17 protein-coding genes and 1 tRNA gene are annotated in these 14,084 nt (G+C 66.1%); 9 read left to right on the forward strand and 9 right to left on the reverse strand.

The annotated features are described in order from the left end of the window. Nucleotides 1-34: 34 nt before the first annotated feature. The 5 genes from F1C58_RS01025 to F1C58_RS01045 form a co-directional block, all read right to left on the reverse strand. Nucleotides 35-859, reverse strand: coding sequence for a PaaX family transcriptional regulator C-terminal domain-containing protein (locus tag F1C58_RS01025; protein ID WP_255461190.1), 825 nt, complete (start codon nt 857-859; stop codon nt 35-37). 5 nt (nt 860-864) lie between these two features. Continuing rightward, entirely contained in the window at nt 865-2,094 is a 1,230-nt protein-coding gene (locus tag F1C58_RS01030) for a kynureninase (RefSeq protein WP_185202208.1), read from the reverse strand. Then, nucleotides 2,091-3,029 carry an amidohydrolase gene (locus F1C58_RS01035; RefSeq protein ID WP_185202209.1) on the reverse strand — a complete coding sequence of 313 codons (939 nt, stop codon included), beginning with the start codon at nt 3,027-3,029 and terminating at the stop codon, nt 2,091-2,093. The genes F1C58_RS01030 and F1C58_RS01035 overlap by 4 nt, the downstream gene beginning before the upstream one ends. After that, nucleotides 3,029-3,904, reverse strand: coding sequence for a tryptophan 2,3-dioxygenase (locus F1C58_RS01040; RefSeq protein ID WP_185202210.1), 876 nt, complete (start codon nt 3,902-3,904; stop codon nt 3,029-3,031). Before F1C58_RS01040 ends, F1C58_RS01035 begins: the two co-directional genes overlap by 1 nt. Nucleotides 3,905-3,966: 62 nt before the next feature. After that, the gene (locus tag F1C58_RS01045; protein WP_185202211.1) at nt 3,967-5,145 is read right to left on the reverse strand and encodes a low temperature requirement protein A; all 1,179 of its coding nucleotides are present in this window, start codon (nt 5,143-5,145) and stop codon (nt 3,967-3,969) included. Between the two features lie 135 nt (nt 5,146-5,280). Here F1C58_RS01045 and F1C58_RS01050 point away from each other — a divergent pair, with 135 nt between their 5' ends. The 5 genes from F1C58_RS01050 to F1C58_RS01070 are packed head-to-tail and all read left to right on the forward strand — an operon-like array spanning nt 5,281 to nt 7,454. Beyond that, nucleotides 5,281-5,718 carry an Asp23/Gls24 family envelope stress response protein gene (locus F1C58_RS01050; protein ID WP_185202212.1) on the forward strand — a complete coding sequence of 146 codons (438 nt, stop codon included), beginning with the start codon at nt 5,281-5,283 and terminating at the stop codon, nt 5,716-5,718. Continuing rightward, a complete protein-coding gene (locus F1C58_RS01055) occupies nt 5,715-5,906 on the forward strand; it encodes a DUF2273 domain-containing protein (protein ID WP_185202213.1) in 192 nt (63 codons plus the stop codon). Before F1C58_RS01050 ends, F1C58_RS01055 begins: the two co-directional genes overlap by 4 nt. Further along, nucleotides 5,903-6,274 carry a hypothetical protein gene (locus F1C58_RS01060; RefSeq protein ID WP_185202214.1) on the forward strand — a complete coding sequence of 124 codons (372 nt, stop codon included), beginning with the start codon at nt 5,903-5,905 and terminating at the stop codon, nt 6,272-6,274. Before F1C58_RS01055 ends, F1C58_RS01060 begins: the two co-directional genes overlap by 4 nt. Further along, a complete protein-coding gene (locus F1C58_RS01065) occupies nt 6,271-6,852 on the forward strand; it encodes a DUF6286 domain-containing protein (protein ID WP_185202215.1) in 582 nt (193 codons plus the stop codon). The genes F1C58_RS01060 and F1C58_RS01065 overlap by 4 nt, the downstream gene beginning before the upstream one ends. Continuing rightward, the gene (locus F1C58_RS01070) at nt 6,849-7,454 is read left to right on the forward strand and encodes a hypothetical protein (protein WP_185202216.1); all 606 of its coding nucleotides are present in this window, start codon (nt 6,849-6,851) and stop codon (nt 7,452-7,454) included. The genes F1C58_RS01065 and F1C58_RS01070 overlap by 4 nt, the downstream gene beginning before the upstream one ends. A gap of 41 nt (nt 7,455-7,495) precedes the next feature. On the opposite strand, the gene F1C58_RS01075 is transcribed toward F1C58_RS01070, so the two are convergent. After that, a complete protein-coding gene (locus tag F1C58_RS01075) occupies nt 7,496-7,990 on the reverse strand; it encodes a hypothetical protein (RefSeq protein ID WP_185202217.1) in 495 nt (164 codons plus the stop codon). 171 nt (nt 7,991-8,161) lie between these two features. Here F1C58_RS01075 and F1C58_RS01080 point away from each other — a divergent pair. Together F1C58_RS01080 and F1C58_RS01085 are read left to right on the forward strand one after the other, a co-directional pair. Next, nucleotides 8,162-8,234, forward strand: a tRNA-Arg gene (locus tag F1C58_RS01080). 484 nt (nt 8,235-8,718) lie between these two features. Further along, nucleotides 8,719-9,243, forward strand: a complete 525-nt coding sequence (locus tag F1C58_RS01085; protein ID WP_255461193.1) for a universal stress protein — start codon at nt 8,719-8,721, stop codon at nt 9,241-9,243. A gap of 269 nt (nt 9,244-9,512) precedes the next feature. Here the strand turns inward: F1C58_RS01085 and F1C58_RS01090 are convergent, their stop codons facing one another. The 3 genes from F1C58_RS01090 to F1C58_RS01100 are packed head-to-tail and all read right to left on the reverse strand — an operon-like array spanning nt 9,513 to nt 11,364. Further along, nucleotides 9,513-10,160 carry an ABC-2 transporter permease gene (locus tag F1C58_RS01090; RefSeq protein ID WP_185202218.1) on the reverse strand — a complete coding sequence of 216 codons (648 nt, stop codon included), beginning with the start codon at nt 10,158-10,160 and terminating at the stop codon, nt 9,513-9,515. After that, nucleotides 10,157-11,029, reverse strand: coding sequence for an ABC transporter ATP-binding protein (locus F1C58_RS01095; RefSeq protein ID WP_185202219.1), 873 nt, complete (start codon nt 11,027-11,029; stop codon nt 10,157-10,159). Before F1C58_RS01095 ends, F1C58_RS01090 begins: the two co-directional genes overlap by 4 nt. Continuing rightward, nucleotides 11,026-11,364: a GntR family transcriptional regulator gene (locus F1C58_RS01100; protein WP_185203919.1), complete on the reverse strand. Its 339-nt coding sequence runs from the start codon at nt 11,362-11,364 to the stop codon at nt 11,026-11,028. The genes F1C58_RS01095 and F1C58_RS01100 overlap by 4 nt, the downstream gene beginning before the upstream one ends. Before the next feature lie 275 nt (nt 11,365-11,639). Here F1C58_RS01100 and F1C58_RS01105 point away from each other — a divergent pair, with 275 nt between their 5' ends. Both F1C58_RS01105 and F1C58_RS01110 read left to right on the forward strand, forming a co-directional pair. Continuing rightward, the gene (locus F1C58_RS01105; protein ID WP_185202220.1) at nt 11,640-12,266 is read left to right on the forward strand and encodes a DUF2461 domain-containing protein; all 627 of its coding nucleotides are present in this window, start codon (nt 11,640-11,642) and stop codon (nt 12,264-12,266) included. Nucleotides 12,267-12,563: 297 nt separating this feature from the next. Further along, a complete protein-coding gene (locus tag F1C58_RS01110) occupies nt 12,564-14,078 on the forward strand; it encodes a CoA-acylating methylmalonate-semialdehyde dehydrogenase (RefSeq protein WP_185202221.1) in 1,515 nt (504 codons plus the stop codon). The last annotated feature ends 6 nt before the right edge of the window (nt 14,079-14,084 follow it).

Genomic DNA, 14,084 nt, shown 5'->3' on the forward strand with positions numbered 1-14,084 from the left:
GCGCCCAGGCCCTCAGCGCGAGGATGCCCGCCGGTCAGCGCGGGGCGACGCGCGCCAGCACATGCGCGAGCGCCGGCTCGGCCAGCCGCTCGCCGAGGCGGACGAAGAGTTGCTCGCTGCGATCGCCCGCCCACTGCGCCGGCAGCAGCTCGACTCCCAGTCCGGGGTCGAGATACGGGATCGGGCGCCAGCTGTCGATGCCGCGCACGTACCGGCTGAAGGCATCGGCGCCGTCGGTCGGGCGCGTGGACAGCAGGCTGGATGCCTCGGCGATGAATCCCTCGTGCAGCCCCGCGATGCGCGGGAGGTCCCACCAGCTGGCCACCGAATCGCGCAAGGAAGCCTCACCGCGGGCATCCGTGGCGATGAATACGGTGGCGTGCTCTCGCAGCGAGAGGTCGTCGAGGATCTCCTCGACCTCCCCCGAAAGGAATGCCGGGCAGATCCACAGTGCCGGCGAGACCGTGCCGCAACCGATCCAGCGCAAGCGGCGCCGCAGTTGGTGGCGCAGGGCGCGGTCTTGCTCGGGGATCGAGAACGAGAGAAGGCACCACGGGTCGCCGGCAGCCATTCGCCGCGGCGCGAAGATGCGCCGATCACCGGCGCGCAGCATGGCGGCCGCATCCTCACCCAGGCGGTAGCCCGCGCCAGCGGAGTTGCGCTCCGAGACCAGAAGGTTCTTCTGCTTGACCCGGGCGATCGCCGTGCGACCGAGAGCCGCGGGCGCCCCGAGATCCTCGAGCAGGGCGATCAGGTCGGCTGAGCCGATCCACCCGTCGAGGCGTCGTAGATAGAGACCGACGACGGAGCGTACGAGCGAGGTCGCGCTGCCCGGTCGCGACTCCGCATCGTCGGGCATCCGGCTCATGGCACCAGGTGTCGCAGGATGTCCCGCACGTTCTCCAGCCCGATTTCCACCTCGGCAAAGCTCGTGCTGAGCGGCGAAAGCCCGATGCGGAGCCCGGTGGGAAAGCGGAAGTCCGGGATCACATCCCGCTCCCAGAGCAGCCGGGTGACCTTCTGGAATTGCGGATGCAACAGAGTCACGTGGCTTCCCCGCTCGGGGTCGGCACGCGGTCCGCCGACGGTCACGCCGAATTCGGTGAGATGCTCTTCCGCCCAACGGATCACGAAGTCGGTGAGGCGGAGGGACTTCGCACGGATCGCGTCGATACCGACCTCTTCGATGAGCTCGAGCATGTCGTGCATCGGCACCATTCCGAGCACCGGGGGCGTGCCGCTCAGGAACCGGCGCATACCCGGCGCGGGCGTGAAGCCGTCGGCCATCGCGAATACGTCATCGGCGCCCATCCATCCCCAGATCGGCTGGCGAAGCGAGTCTTGCAGTGCCGCGGCCACGTACGCGAAAGCGGGTGCCCCCGGCCCGCCGTTGAGGTACTTGTAGCTGCACCCCACCGCGAGGTCGACGCCCCACTCGTCCAGCTTCACCGGCACGGACCCGGCCGAGTGGCACAGATCCCAGAGCACGAGTGCGCCGGCCGCGTGAATCACCTCGGTGATGGCCGGCACGTCGGCGATGTACCCCGAGCGGTACGCGATCTGACTCAGGACCACGAGTGCGGTGCGCTCGCCGACGGCGGCACGGACGAGCTCTGCCGTCACCCCGCCCTGCGGGTCGGCTTCGATCCAGCGAAGGGTGAGCCCGCGCTCGGCCGCGACTCCTTCGAGGATGTAGCGATCCGTCGGGAAGTTGTCGGTGTCGATGAGGATCTCGGTGCGCTCCGGGTGAAGGTCCACTGCAGCGCGGATCAGCTTGTAGAGCAGCACCGTCGTCGAATCGCCGACGAGGGTCTGCCCCGCGGCGGCGCCGAGTGTCACTCGGCCGATCCGGTCTCCGAGGCTGAAGGGGAGCTCCATCCATTGCTCGTCCCACGAGCGGATGAGTCGCGAACCCCACGCTCCGGTGATGAATTCCGAAACCCGATCGACGGTCACCGAGAGGGGGCGCCCGAGGGAGTTGCCGTCGAGGTAGGCGACGACCTCGTCGCTCGGAATGAAGCGACGCGTGTATTCGGCCAGTGGATCCGTCTCGTCGAGTTCGCGGCCGGTGGGCAGGGGCGTGTCGATGGTCATGCGGGGGTCTCCTCGAGGTGGGTGATGGGCACGACCGAGCCGGTGCAGAGCCAGTCGACGAGCCCAGTGGATCCGTCGTATGCCGGTCCGGGAATGAAGGATGCGGTGCGGGGCGCAGAAGGCAGCGCTAGGAATCCGGCGAGGGATTCGATCACGGTTTCGGCGCTCGGGAGTGCCGCAGTGAGAGCCGCGAGCTCGCGGTGGTTGAGCCCGGTGGGCAGGGGGCCGTTGCCGAGATCGGTGCCGTAGTGCACGCGCCCCCCGGCGGCGGCGAACCTCTCGAGGTTGCCTATCGCGCGCTCGAAGTCGGGTCCGCCGGAGCCGTAGCCGTGGATGTCGATGGTCGAGATCCATGACATCCGTTCGGCCATGCTGCGCAGCAGCCCGTCGTCGAGATGCTCTGTCCACGGGGTGTGGGCGAGGGCGTCGACGCCCGCGATGAGAGCTCGCGCCGCCTGGCCGGTGCCCTCCGCGTGAGCGACGACGGGCAGCCCGGCTCGGTGTGCGGCCGACACGACAGTCTCGAGCAGGTCGTCCCCCCACACCGGGCCGGCCGTGCTGTTGAGGGCGATCTTCGCCACCCGGCCGCCGATGGCCCGGATATCGGCGATCGCGGACTCTGCTTCGAGGGCGGTTCTGATCTCCCGTGCGGCCTCAGAGGGAGCCCACCCGGACGATCCCGGATACCCTCCCGGCGAGGTGAGGATCGCGCCGGCGATATCAATGCCGAGGCCGCCGGACCCCGCCGAGGCGGGCCAGCGTCGCGCGACAGCCGGATCCCAGCCGAGGTCGATCACCCGCGCGATCCCGCCGGGCATCAGCTCCGCGGCATCGACGAGCGCGAGGTGGACATGGCTGTCACAGAACCCGGGAAGAATCGTCCCGTCTACCCAGTGCTCGTCGACCAGCGCACGTCCCGCGCGCATCGATGTCATCAGGCGCCGATCTCGTTGCGCACGGCGAACAGCTCGGGGAAGAAGGTGAGGCTGAGGGCGCGCTCGAGAAACTGCACCTCACTCGATCCGCCCGTGCCGCTCTTGATGCCGATCGTGCGCGACACGGTACGCAGATGACGGAAGCGCCACAGTTGGAAGTTGTCTTCGAGATCCACGAACTCCTCGCACGCCTCGTAGACGCGCCAGTTGTCGCTCGACGACTGGTAGATCGAGACGAACACCGGAACGAGTTCCGGTGTGAAGACATGGGCGAGGGTCACATCACGCTGCAGCACCGCGGGGGGAATAGCGAAACCGGCACGGGCCAGAAAGTGCAGGAACTCGTCGTACAGCGTCGGCTCCTCCAACAGCCGACCGAGGATGGCCTGCGCTTCCGGTTCGGCGGCGAAGACGTCGAGCATCTTCGCGTTCTTGTTGCCGAGCAGAAACTCCACGGCGCGGTACTGGTAGGACTGGAATCCGGATGACGTCGCGAGGAAGCGGCGGAACTCGACGTATTCCGAGGGCGTGAGGGTGGCGAGCACCGACCATTGCTCGGTCATCGACACCTGGATGTGCTTTACCCGCGCGATCCGCTTTAAAGCAGTGCCAAGGTCGTCCCGCTGAAGTGCCGCCCGCGCCGATCTCAGCTCGTGGATCATGAGCTTCAACCAGAGCTCGCTCGTCTGGTGCTGGATGATGAACAGCATCTCGTCGTGGTGAGCGGGCTTCGATCTCAGGTGCTGGGCATTCAGCACATCGTCGAGTGCGAGGTATTCGCCGTAACTGAGTTGCTCCGAGAAGTCGGTGACGATGTTTGTCTCGAGCTCGCGGGTGTTGGCGGGGATCTTCGCCGGGTCGCCTTCACTGGTCATCGCGCCACGATAGCAGCATGAATCTCACAATCTAGACGAACGTCACGAATCTGATATGCCCTTCAGCGAGCAGCTTTCTCCCGAGCCTCGATCACGCTGTCATGCGCGGCGACCCCGATCATGATCGCGGTGGCGAGCGACGCGGCGAGGAGCGTCGGCAGCCACAGTGACGCGACCCCACCGGCCGCGAACGCGACGAGGGCGATCGGGCGAGAGGAGATCGCGCGCCCCGTGGTGCGCTTCTGGAAGACGGCCTGGGCGAGCACATAGAGCGCCGGCCCGCCGAACAGCATGATGCTGGCCGCAAGCGAGGGTTCGCCATCCGGATGCGCGATGCTCAGTTCGTCCCCGACGGCGGCCAGCACCAGCCCGGCGAGCATGACCGCGATGGCGTAGATCGCGTTCCGGCCGATCTTCGCTTCGTCATCCGTCTCCTCGAGCACGTCGAGAGCCTCTTCCTCCGAGCGCACGAAATAGCTCCACCAGATCGCTGCCGTGCCGGTTATCGCCACGAGCAGCGCGACCAGTCGGATCGGGGTGAGGGGCTCTTGCGTGAACACGCCCGCCGAGGTCAGGACCGTCTCCCCGAGCGCGATCAGGAAGAAGAGCCGACACCGCTCGAGAAGGTACTCCCCGGCGAACTCGTAGTTGCGGGTCTCCGTGCGCCGGCGGATTCCGGGATGGGACAACAGGGTGGCGATGACATCCACCAACGCCGCGATCCCCCAGAGGATGAGCCGGGGCGGCCCTTCGACGAGAGCGCCGATGATCCAGAACGGCGCCGTGATCACGGTCCATCCGAGCATCCGGAAGAAATGGTCCTGCATGATCGAGTCGACGCCGGCGAACACGACGAAGATGCTCCGTGACACCTGGCAGGCGAGATAGATGCCGACGAACAGACCGCCCCGGTCGCCGAAGGCATCATCGATGGTGGTGTTCATGAGCAGTCCGAGAAAAAGAGTGCCAATCACGAAGGCGCGTACCGGCAGGCGTGACGTGTCGAGCAGGCTTCCCGCCCAGCTGGTGAAGGCCCAGACCGCGAAGATGCCCACGAGCAGGATGCCCGTCTCCGCTGCGCCCTTCCAGTCCAGGTGGGTGAGCAGGTGATGCGAGAGCTGTCCCACCGCGAAGATGTAGACGAGGTCGTAGAAGAGTTCGAGGGGGGACACCGCCTGGGACTGGTCGTCGGTTCGCCCGACTCCCATCGTCGGCAGTCGAGAAATCACCCTGTGGTCCATCGGCAAACTCCGCTCAAAAAGTTTTGCGATTCGGCGTGACGAATCGGTGTCGACCTGCGTCTCCTCTATGAATACATCGAAATGGCCCGAATGCCACCCGCGTTCCGGGCTTTCACATCTAGAGGAGACATAACCATGGCCAACACGACAAGCCCCCAGAGCATCTCGACCCCCTCGGTCACGACTACCGCCACGAGCACGGGCAAGACCGTCATCAACGACGCCGTCATCGCCAAGGTCGCCGGCATCGCGGCCCGCGACGTCAGCGGTGTCTACGGACTCGGCGGCGGAGCGGCTCGTGCCCTCGGCGCCATCCGAGAGGCCATGAACAACACCGACCTCACCCAGGGGGTCAAGGTAGAGGTGGGCGAGACCCAGGTCGCCGTCGACGTGAGCATCGTGGCCGAGTACCCGGTGCCGCTGCAGACCGTTGCGACCGGTGTGCGCTCCGCCGTCATCAGCGCGATCGAGACACTCGTCGGCATGGAGGTCACCGAGGTCAACGTGACCGTCAACGACGTGCACCTCCCCTCCGATGACGCTGACGACCAGGTCGAGGCACGAGTCCTGTGACCTCGACCAAGACCGGCATTCTGATCGGAGCGGTGCTCGCACTCACCTGGGCGATCGTCGGCTTCTGGGCGTTCTTCTTCGTCGCCGTCGCTATGGCGATCGGCGCCATCGTCGGCCGCGTCGTCGACGGACGCCTCGATCTCAGCAGCCTCGTCGATGTCTTCCGAGGGGGGCGTTCCTCGTCATGACGACAGTGGAGACCGCTGATCGCGCCCGTGGACGCACCAGTGTCAGCGCGCGCGCCCTCGGTCGGGTCGCCTCTGCGGTGAGCGCCGCGGCGCTGGGAGTGGATGCCGCGAATGTGGGCGTCGATCTATCCGACGAGCGCGGCGAGCTCGTGTTGACCGTGCGCAGCGCCATCCGCTCCGTCTCCCTCGACCGGGTGACCACCAACCCTGAAGTGGTCTCGCGCATCGGAGGCAGCATCCTCGAGCGCGCCTCTCGCGCCCAGGGACAGATCCGTTCGCGAGTCAACGACCTCACCGGCTATCGCGTCGCGCGCGTGGTCGTGCGGTTGCAGAGTGCCGACATCCGGCAGGAAGACAGGGTTCGATGAGCAACCAGAGCAGTCTCTATCGCCGCATCACCCGGCGAGAGACCCATTCACCGCGCTCGACCATCGCCATCGCGCTTGCCGCGATCGTGATCGTGGCCTGTGTGCTCGTCGGCACCGAGATCGTGCTCGCCCTCGCCTCTCAACCGCCGCTGCTTGCCAGCCCGCGTTCCGCCGCGGACTTCCTCGTCGACGTTCCCGGCTACCCCGCGGCGACGGTGATCGGGGTGGGCGCGATCGTCGCTTTCCTCGGGCTCGCGCTCGTGATTTCGGCTCTCGCACCGGGCCGCACCGCGCGGCACGTGGTCGCGACCGAGCGCACGGCCGCAATCGTCGATAACGAGGTGATCGCCTCCGCACTCGCCCGGCACGCCGCCCGCGCCGGCAACGTCGATCCCGACAGCGTGCGCGTGAGCGTCTCGCACCGGGAGGCGGTGGTGCGGCTGACTCCGACCTCCGGGCTGCCCGTCGACCGGGCATCCGTCATCGCCGCTGTCGACGAACAGTTGCACGGGTACACGCTGCGGCGCAGTATCCGCTCGAAGATCATCGTCGCCGAATCCGGAAAGGTCGGAGCATGAACAACACCAATCGCGCGCTCAACCGTGGGGTCATCACGCTGGTCGGCCTGCTGCTGCTCGCCGTCGGCGGCGCGGCCATCGCGGTGGGCAGCATCCCGAGCGTGAGCGGCGCCTGGAAGGATCTCGCTCCCGGAATCCGCACGAACCTCACGTCCTTCTTCGCCTCCGCCCCGCTCACGGGCACGGGCATCGACTGGTGGTGGATCGCCGTGCTGGCAGCGCTCGCCGTGGTCGTGATCCTGTTGCTGGTCTTCATCTTCCGGCAGGGGCACGGTCATACGGGCCGCTTCGTCGATGATGCGGCGACCGCGGAGGGGTCGACGATCGTGGACTCGAAGGTCGCCGAGCAGCTCGTGCAGGACGCGCTCGACGGGCACCCGGAGCTCGTCTCCTCGCACGTCTCCACCTACCGGGTGCGTCGCAGGCCGGTGCTCAAGGTTTCGGTCACCGCCCGCCGGGGGGTGTCGCCGAAAGACATCGTGGACACCGTGGAAACGGCACTGGACTCGCTCGAGACCCTGCTCGGCCATCCCGTGCTCGCATCGGTGCAGGTGAGCGGAGGATTTCGCGCCCGACTCAGTTCGACCACGCGCCTCCAGTAGCGCGTCGCGCCGCCGGCATTGACGTCAAGCCAGGACTGACGTCAAGCCGGCGGTGCGGCAGCGCCGGCGTCTTTTGGCTGACAGGGTCCTCTGACCAGCAGCGACAGAACTCCGACCAGCAGAACCACCGCCAGGAAGATGGATGCGAGGTGCAGGCGGAGGGGGCTGCCGAGATACATCGTGAGGCCCACGGCGATCAGGGCCAGCGTCATCACGGCCAGTGCGATCCGGTGCTGGCGCCGAAGGCCGATGAGCAACAGTACGGCGGGCACGACGTAGAGCGCGATGCTGGCGGCACCCATTCCGTTCACCGCGTCGACGAGGGGCCGCACGGCAGGCATCCCGCTGAAGACCTGGCGGAAGAACATCGCGGTGCAGTGAAACGTGAGGCCGACGATGCCGAGGCCGAGGAACGCCACCTCTGTGGCGCTGACGCGCACGCCGGCCCGGGCAAGCGGCACCTGGGGGAGCACGAACCGGGCCACCACGATGAGCGCGCAGACCACCGCGAGGCTGATCGAGAATCCCGCGGTCAAGGTCGGCGATCCCCGCGCGAACGCGCCTCGACGAACGCTGTCTCGATCTCCATCGAAGAAGTCTCCCGCACCGGACTGGGGGAATGCTTGCGAACTCGAAACCCCGGCCGGGAATCGTGCCGGTCGAATCGGCTGGTATAGTCGTCAGGTTGGGTTTTGCGCCCAGCGCACGCGCCCGTAGCTCAGCGGATAGAGCAATTGACTACGGATCAATAGGTCGGGGGTTCAAATCCCTCCGGGCGCACAGAAAATAACGGGCCTGACCTGCGTTTCTTGTGAAATGGGGTCTGGCCCGTTTCTGTTTCTGCGCACATTCTGCCCACACTTCGGAGAGTATGGATCCAGGTCTTGGCCAAAAATCGATCTGATCGACTCTTTTGACCCCAGGGTTTGCGTGGGTCTCGGCTCAGCCAACCACGTTGACCAATTGACCTTTCATCAACAGGCCGGACCACACGATAGAGATGACTCGACCGTGGATCCCCTTGCTCGATCGACTACCTGTGCACAAGGGAGGAGGGCGCCGCGCTGACTTGGGTGGGTAGGGAGCCCTATGGTGATGCGTTGAATTCTACGGCAGGGCCTTCCGTTCGGGAGCTAGAAGTGCCATTGTTTAGGGACAAGCGCGAAAGCGCTCCGGCGGTGGGGCTCACCGGAACCAACCTCGGCGAATTGTCGACAACAGTCCCTATCTCAGCACTTCTGTGCGCTTAGAGATAGGAGCCCCCGTGACCGCCGCACGCGAAGCCTCGCCTACCTTCGGACCTCTGGTCGTGGGGGTTGCAGCCGGGCAGTCCGATGTCGTCGTCGAGCAGGCACGGGCCTTGGCTACTCGACTGGGCACCCAGCTCATCTGCGCCTGGGTTGACGCCGGTCGGTACGTGATCGACGAACTGCGCGACGGGAACGTTCGTTCGATGCCGATGGACCCGGATATGGGCGACGAAAGGCACGCCGGTGTCCCGGCCAATCTCCTGGCGCAACTCTCAAGACTGCTCGGCCCGGAGGGTGATAGCTGGAGCACTCGAGAGCTCGCCGGCGATCCTGCACGGGCTCTCGGACGCCTCGCCGAGGTGGTCGATGCGTCGATGATCGTGGTCGGCACCCGCCGCGCAGGCATGACCGGATCGGTTCAGGAGATGTTCAACGGCTCCGTCGCCGTTCATCTGGCGCACCGTCAACATCGGCCCGTCGTCGTCATTCCGCTGGATCCCATTCCGTTCGAACGCCCATTGCCGTGGGAAGACACATGAGCAGGGAGGAAGGATGCGGGGGAAGTAGGGGCGCTTTGCTGCTCGTTCGTCGCGGCCAGAGTGCGGCGAACGCGGCTGGAGCTTTCCACTGATCATGCGGCAGTCCCGTGACGAGGGTGACTGATCCGTAACCCCAGACCGCTCGCAGTCCACACGAAGGGTCCACGTCCTTCGAACTGCGAGCTAGAGAGGGAAACACCCACCGAGACGGGTGTTTCCCCCTCGTTTCAGTCATATCTCGCGCGTGTCCCCCACCTGCCACGGATGCCTCACAGGGCTCGGCGACGGTAGCGCATCGCGGAGATCACCACGGAGGCCGCGAGGGCGGCAGCGCAGAGGAGGGACGCGGTCGGCCAGAGGATAGCCAGGTTGTGCGAGATCAGCCGAGTGAGCTGTGCTCCATGGATGAATCCCAGCTGTGACGCGAGCGCGGCGCCCCCGACGAGGAGGGTGGCGGGGATGAAGGTCATGAGCCGGGCGCGGGTGAAGCCGACGCTGAAGAAGAACGGCAGCTGCACAGCGAGGCCCACGGCGAAGATCAGCAATGACACGACATTCACCACGCCGAGCAACCAGAAGTCGACAGCCTCGCCGCTCGTGATTTGCACGAAGACGGCGGACGTGGTTGCAAGCACTGCGACCACCAGGTAGACCACGATGAGGGCGAGATAGCGCCCGACGACGACGTTCTGCCTGCTCATCGGCAGCGTCGCGTACAGGGTGTCGAGCCGTCCACGCTCGTCAGCGGCGAACGGATTCGACGCGAGCAGGCTCATCACGATCGCAGCCGCACCGATACCGACGGCGGGCCAGGGTGCTGCCGCCGGAGCCACCAGCACCAGGAACAGGGCCGGGGCGACCCGTTTCACGGGGGTCACGAAGTTGAGCATGTCGAAAAGGACGAACTTGGCGATCATGAGTGGACCTCCTGCTGGGTCGAGCCGTTCCGGGCGATATGAACGATGACGTCGTCGGTGCTGGCAGCGTCGATGACTGTGGACGGGCCGAAGAGCGGCGTTGCTTCTGCCCGGATGAGGCCGTCGAATCGATTGCCGGTGTGCCGAAGACCAAGAACACTGCCGAGTGCCTCGGCCGTGAGCGTCTCTGTCCCATGCACCATTGCGAATTCCTCGTGGAGCGCATCGACCGTGCCCGAAAACGCGATCTGGCCATTGTCGATCACGAGGATGAGGTCGGCCAGGCTCTCGAGATCCGAGGTGATGTGCGTCGAGAAGAGGATGCTGTGGGCCGGATCGATCATGAATTCCCGCAGGATATCCACGAGATCAGCGCGCGAGACGGGGTCGAGGCCGCTGGTTGGCTCATCCAGGATCAGCAGTTCCGGGTGATGGGCGAGAGCCATCGCCAGGGACAGCTTGACTCCTTCGCCGCGCGAGAGAGTGCCCACCCGAGCGGACGTGCTGATTCGAAAACGCTCCAGGTAGGCACCGAAGGCGGCGGGATCCCAGCTCGCAAAGAAGTTGCCGACCCGATACGTCAGGCTGCCGACCTTCCAGTCGGGTGAGACGAACGGTTGATCGAGCACCACGCCTATGCGCTCCTTGGTGGAGGCGGCTCCAGGTGCTTCTGCGCCGAAGAGTTCCACGCTCCCAGAGTTGGGTTGGAACATCCCGAGAAGCGCTTTGATGGTTGTGGTCTTACCCGACCCGTTCGGCCCGACGAAACCCATGACGAGCCCGGTGGGAAGCTCGAAGTCGACGGTGTCGAGCCGGAATGTTCCCTGGGCATGAGACATGCCCCTCACCTTCACGGCTGATGCTGTCATTTCTTGCTCCATTTCTCATCCAGAAGGATGTCCAGTTCGGCGCGCGTGATGCGTGCGCCGCGTGCTGCTGCCGCGAGTTCGGTCAGAGCGGCATCGAGCCGGCCGCCCAGGGCCGCTCTGGCACTGTCCACATCGACCGCCATCACGAGAAAGCCTCGGCCGTGTTCGTTGATCACGACGCGCTCCGCGACGAGGTCGTTGTAGGCACGCGTGACTGTCATCAGGCTGACCCGCAGGTCGGCCGCCAGCTGCCGTAACGAGGGGAGCTGTTCCCCCACGTGAAGATCGCCGCCATAGATCGCCGAACGAACCTGGGACTTGATCTGCTCATACATCGGCACGCCAGAACTCGACGACAAGACGATTTCCACGAGTCCTCCACTGTATAGGTACACAAGTACAGTACGTCGATTCCGCGCACATCGCAACTGCGATCGGTGCGCGTCGCCGGTGCGGATTCCCAGCACTTCCGTAGGCCGGGAGGCGCGGCATCCGACGCACGGTTCAATACGCTGAGAGGCCTGATCGGCGCACGCTGACACAGCCTCGGCCGGTCGTTTAGAGACGGCTGGCGTGAGCCGTCCACCTCCAGGAAGGCACGGCTCCCCGCATGGAATTCACCGGCTTCACCGCCGCGGCCGGCGATTTCTTCACCGAACTGGCTGCCAACAACAATCGCGAGTTCTTCACGGCGCACCGGGAGGTCTACGACCGGGTGGTGCGGCATCCGCTGGACCTCTTGCTGAGTGAAGCGGAAGGGGAATACGGGCCCGGACGGGTGATGCGACCGAACCGGGATGTGCGATTCAGCGCAGACAAGAGCCCCTACCGCATCGGCGCGAGCATGTGGGCCGGCACGGTCGGCGGCGTCTACCTGAACCTCCAACCCGGAGGCATCGATGCCGGTGGCGGTCTCTACGGCCCGAGCCGGGACCAGCTCGAGCGGGGGCGACGAGCGATCGACGCCAAGCCGACGGCGGCAGCGGAACTGGCCGGGATCGTGCGGCGACTCGAGGCCGACGGATTCGAGCTCGCGGGCCCGTCGCTCACCACCAGCCCCAAGGGATTCACGCGGGACCATCCTCATATCGCGCTGCTGCGGCTGCGTCACTATGCCGCGCTGACTCAGCTGCCGATCGACGCCTCCGCTGACGCCATCCACGACGTGTGGTCACGGGTGAAGCCGCTCATCGAGTGGACGAACACGCACATCGGCGCGGCGACCTCCCAGCCATAGGCGACCGCGTACTGCACTCCGGACGGTGGACCGCTTCCTCGGACCACCGATCTTATTCAGTCGGTAATCCGAAACTCACCCGGAGAGTCGACCATTCAGCTGCGGATCTCCGCGGCGGTGACGATACGGGCCCTCATGACACGACGACTGTCCCTGGCCCGGGAGCGAGGCGTGACGACTGTCGCAGTCGCACGCGCCGACACGCGGAGGCGGGCGTCGTGCGCTGGCTTGCACCCTGCGCCGGGCCTACATTGAGAGAGCCCCGCGAGCAGACCCCAGAGGAATGAGAACCACAGCATGACGACTGCTGCCCCGACCGAGACCCTTCCCACCGTGCCGCACTGGATCGACGGCGCGGAGTTCCCGTCGAGTTCCGGGCGCACAGCCCCCGTCTTCGATCCCGCTCGCGGCGTCGCGACGAAGAATGTCTCTCTCGCCGACGGCGCCGACATCGAGGCCGCGATCTCCTCCGCGAAGGCCGCATTCCCCGAGTGGCGCGACCTGTCGCTTGCGCGACGCCAGGCGGTGCTCTTCAGGTTCCGGGAGCTGCTGGAGGCGAAGAAGGGGGAGCTGGCCGAGATCATCACCTCCGAGCACGGCAAGGTGCTCTCTGATGCGCTCGGAGAGATCAGCCGCGGCCAGGAGGTCGTCGAATTCGCGACCGGACTCGCGCACCACCTCAAGGGCGAGTATTCGGAGCAGGTGTCGACCGGCATCGACGTCTATTCCACCAAGCAACCGCTCGGGGTTGTCGGCGTCATCTCGCCGTTCAACTTTCCGGCCATGGTGCCCATGTGGTTCTTCCCCATCGCGATCGCGGCCGGCAACGCGGTCATCCTCAAGCCCTCGGAGAAGGACCCGAGCGCGGCGATCTGGCTGGCCAGGCTCTGGAAGGAGGCCGGACTGCCCGACGGCGTCTTCACCGTGCTGAACGGCGACAAGGAGGCCGTCGATGGACTCCTGCTGAGCCCGGATGTCGCGGCGATCTCCTTCGTCGGATCGACGCCGATCGCGAGATACGTCTACGAGACCGGCACCGCGAACGGAAAGAGGGTGCAGGCCCTCGGCGGGGCGAAGAACCACATGCTCGTGCTTCCGGATGCCGACCTCGAGCTCACCGCCGACGCGGCGATCAACGCGGGGTTCGGTTCGGCTGGTGAGCGGTGCATGGCGATCTCCGTCGTCGTCGCGGTGGAGCCGGTCGCCGACGAGCTGATCGAGAAGATCACCCAGCGGATGCGCACACTGGTCATCGGGGATGGGCGTCGCAACTGCGACATGGGCCCCCTGGTCACAGAGGTTCACCGCGACAAAGTGGCCTCGTACATCGAGGTCGCCGAGCAGGACGGCGCGACGATCGTCGTGGATGGTCGAAGCGTGCAGCCCGACGGCGACCCGAATGGCTTCTGGCTCGGCCCGACGCTCGTGGACCGCGTACCCACCACCAGCCGGGTCTACACCGAGGAGATCTTCGGCCCGGTGCTCTCGGTGGTTCGCGTCGCGAGCTACCAGGAGGGCGTGGCGCTGATCAACGCCGGTGCCTTCGGCAACGGCACCGCCATCTTCACCAACGACGGTGGCGCGGCGAGACGCTTCCAGAACGAGGTGCAGGTGGGAATGATCGGCATCAATGTGCCGATCCCGGTGCCCGCGGCCACCTTCTCCTTCGGCGGCTGGAAAGCCTCTCTGTTCGGCGACACGAAGGCACACGGCGCCGAGGGTGTGCGGTTCTACACGCAACAGAAGGCGATCACCAGCCGATGGCTCGATCCCTCCCACGGGGGCATCAACCTGGGGTTCCCGCAGAACTGATCGCGG

It is taken from the genome of Glaciihabitans sp. INWT7, from assembly GCF_014217685.1.
Taxonomy (GTDB): domain Bacteria; phylum Actinomycetota; class Actinomycetes; order Actinomycetales; family Microbacteriaceae; genus Lacisediminihabitans.

What these genes read in the sequence shown, in the direction of transcription:
- F1C58_RS01025 (WP_255461190.1), bottom strand. Translation starts at nt 859, where the DNA reads ATGCCCGACGATGCGGAGTCGCGACCGGGCAGCGCGACCTCGCTCGTA.
- F1C58_RS01030 (WP_185202208.1), bottom strand. Translation starts at nt 2,094, where the DNA reads ATGACCATCGACACGCCCCTGCCCACCGGCCGCGAACTCGACGAGACG.
- F1C58_RS01035 (WP_185202209.1), bottom strand. Translation starts at nt 3,029, where the DNA reads ATGACATCGATGCGCGCGGGACGTGCGCTGGTCGACGAGCACTGGGTA.
- F1C58_RS01040 (WP_185202210.1), bottom strand. Translation starts at nt 3,904, where the DNA reads ATGACCAGTGAAGGCGACCCGGCGAAGATCCCCGCCAACACCCGCGAG.
- F1C58_RS01045 (WP_185202211.1), bottom strand. Translation starts at nt 5,145, where the DNA reads ATGGACCACAGGGTGATTTCTCGACTGCCGACGATGGGAGTCGGGCGA.
- F1C58_RS01050 (WP_185202212.1), top strand. Translation starts at nt 5,281, where the DNA reads ATGGCCAACACGACAAGCCCCCAGAGCATCTCGACCCCCTCGGTCACG.
- F1C58_RS01060 (WP_185202214.1), top strand. Translation starts at nt 5,903, where the DNA reads ATGACGACAGTGGAGACCGCTGATCGCGCCCGTGGACGCACCAGTGTC.
- F1C58_RS01065 (WP_185202215.1), top strand. Translation starts at nt 6,271, where the DNA reads ATGAGCAACCAGAGCAGTCTCTATCGCCGCATCACCCGGCGAGAGACC.
- F1C58_RS01070 (WP_185202216.1), top strand. Translation starts at nt 6,849, where the DNA reads ATGAACAACACCAATCGCGCGCTCAACCGTGGGGTCATCACGCTGGTC.
- F1C58_RS01090 (WP_185202218.1), bottom strand. Translation starts at nt 10,160, where the DNA reads ATGATCGCCAAGTTCGTCCTTTTCGACATGCTCAACTTCGTGACCCCC.
- F1C58_RS01095 (WP_185202219.1), bottom strand. Translation starts at nt 11,029, where the DNA reads ATGACAGCATCAGCCGTGAAGGTGAGGGGCATGTCTCATGCCCAGGGA.
- F1C58_RS01100 (WP_185203919.1), bottom strand. Translation starts at nt 11,364, where the DNA reads ATGTATGAGCAGATCAAGTCCCAGGTTCGTTCGGCGATCTATGGCGGC.
- F1C58_RS01105 (WP_185202220.1), top strand. Translation starts at nt 11,640, where the DNA reads ATGGAATTCACCGGCTTCACCGCCGCGGCCGGCGATTTCTTCACCGAA.
- F1C58_RS01110 (WP_185202221.1), top strand. Translation starts at nt 12,564, where the DNA reads ATGACGACTGCTGCCCCGACCGAGACCCTTCCCACCGTGCCGCACTGG.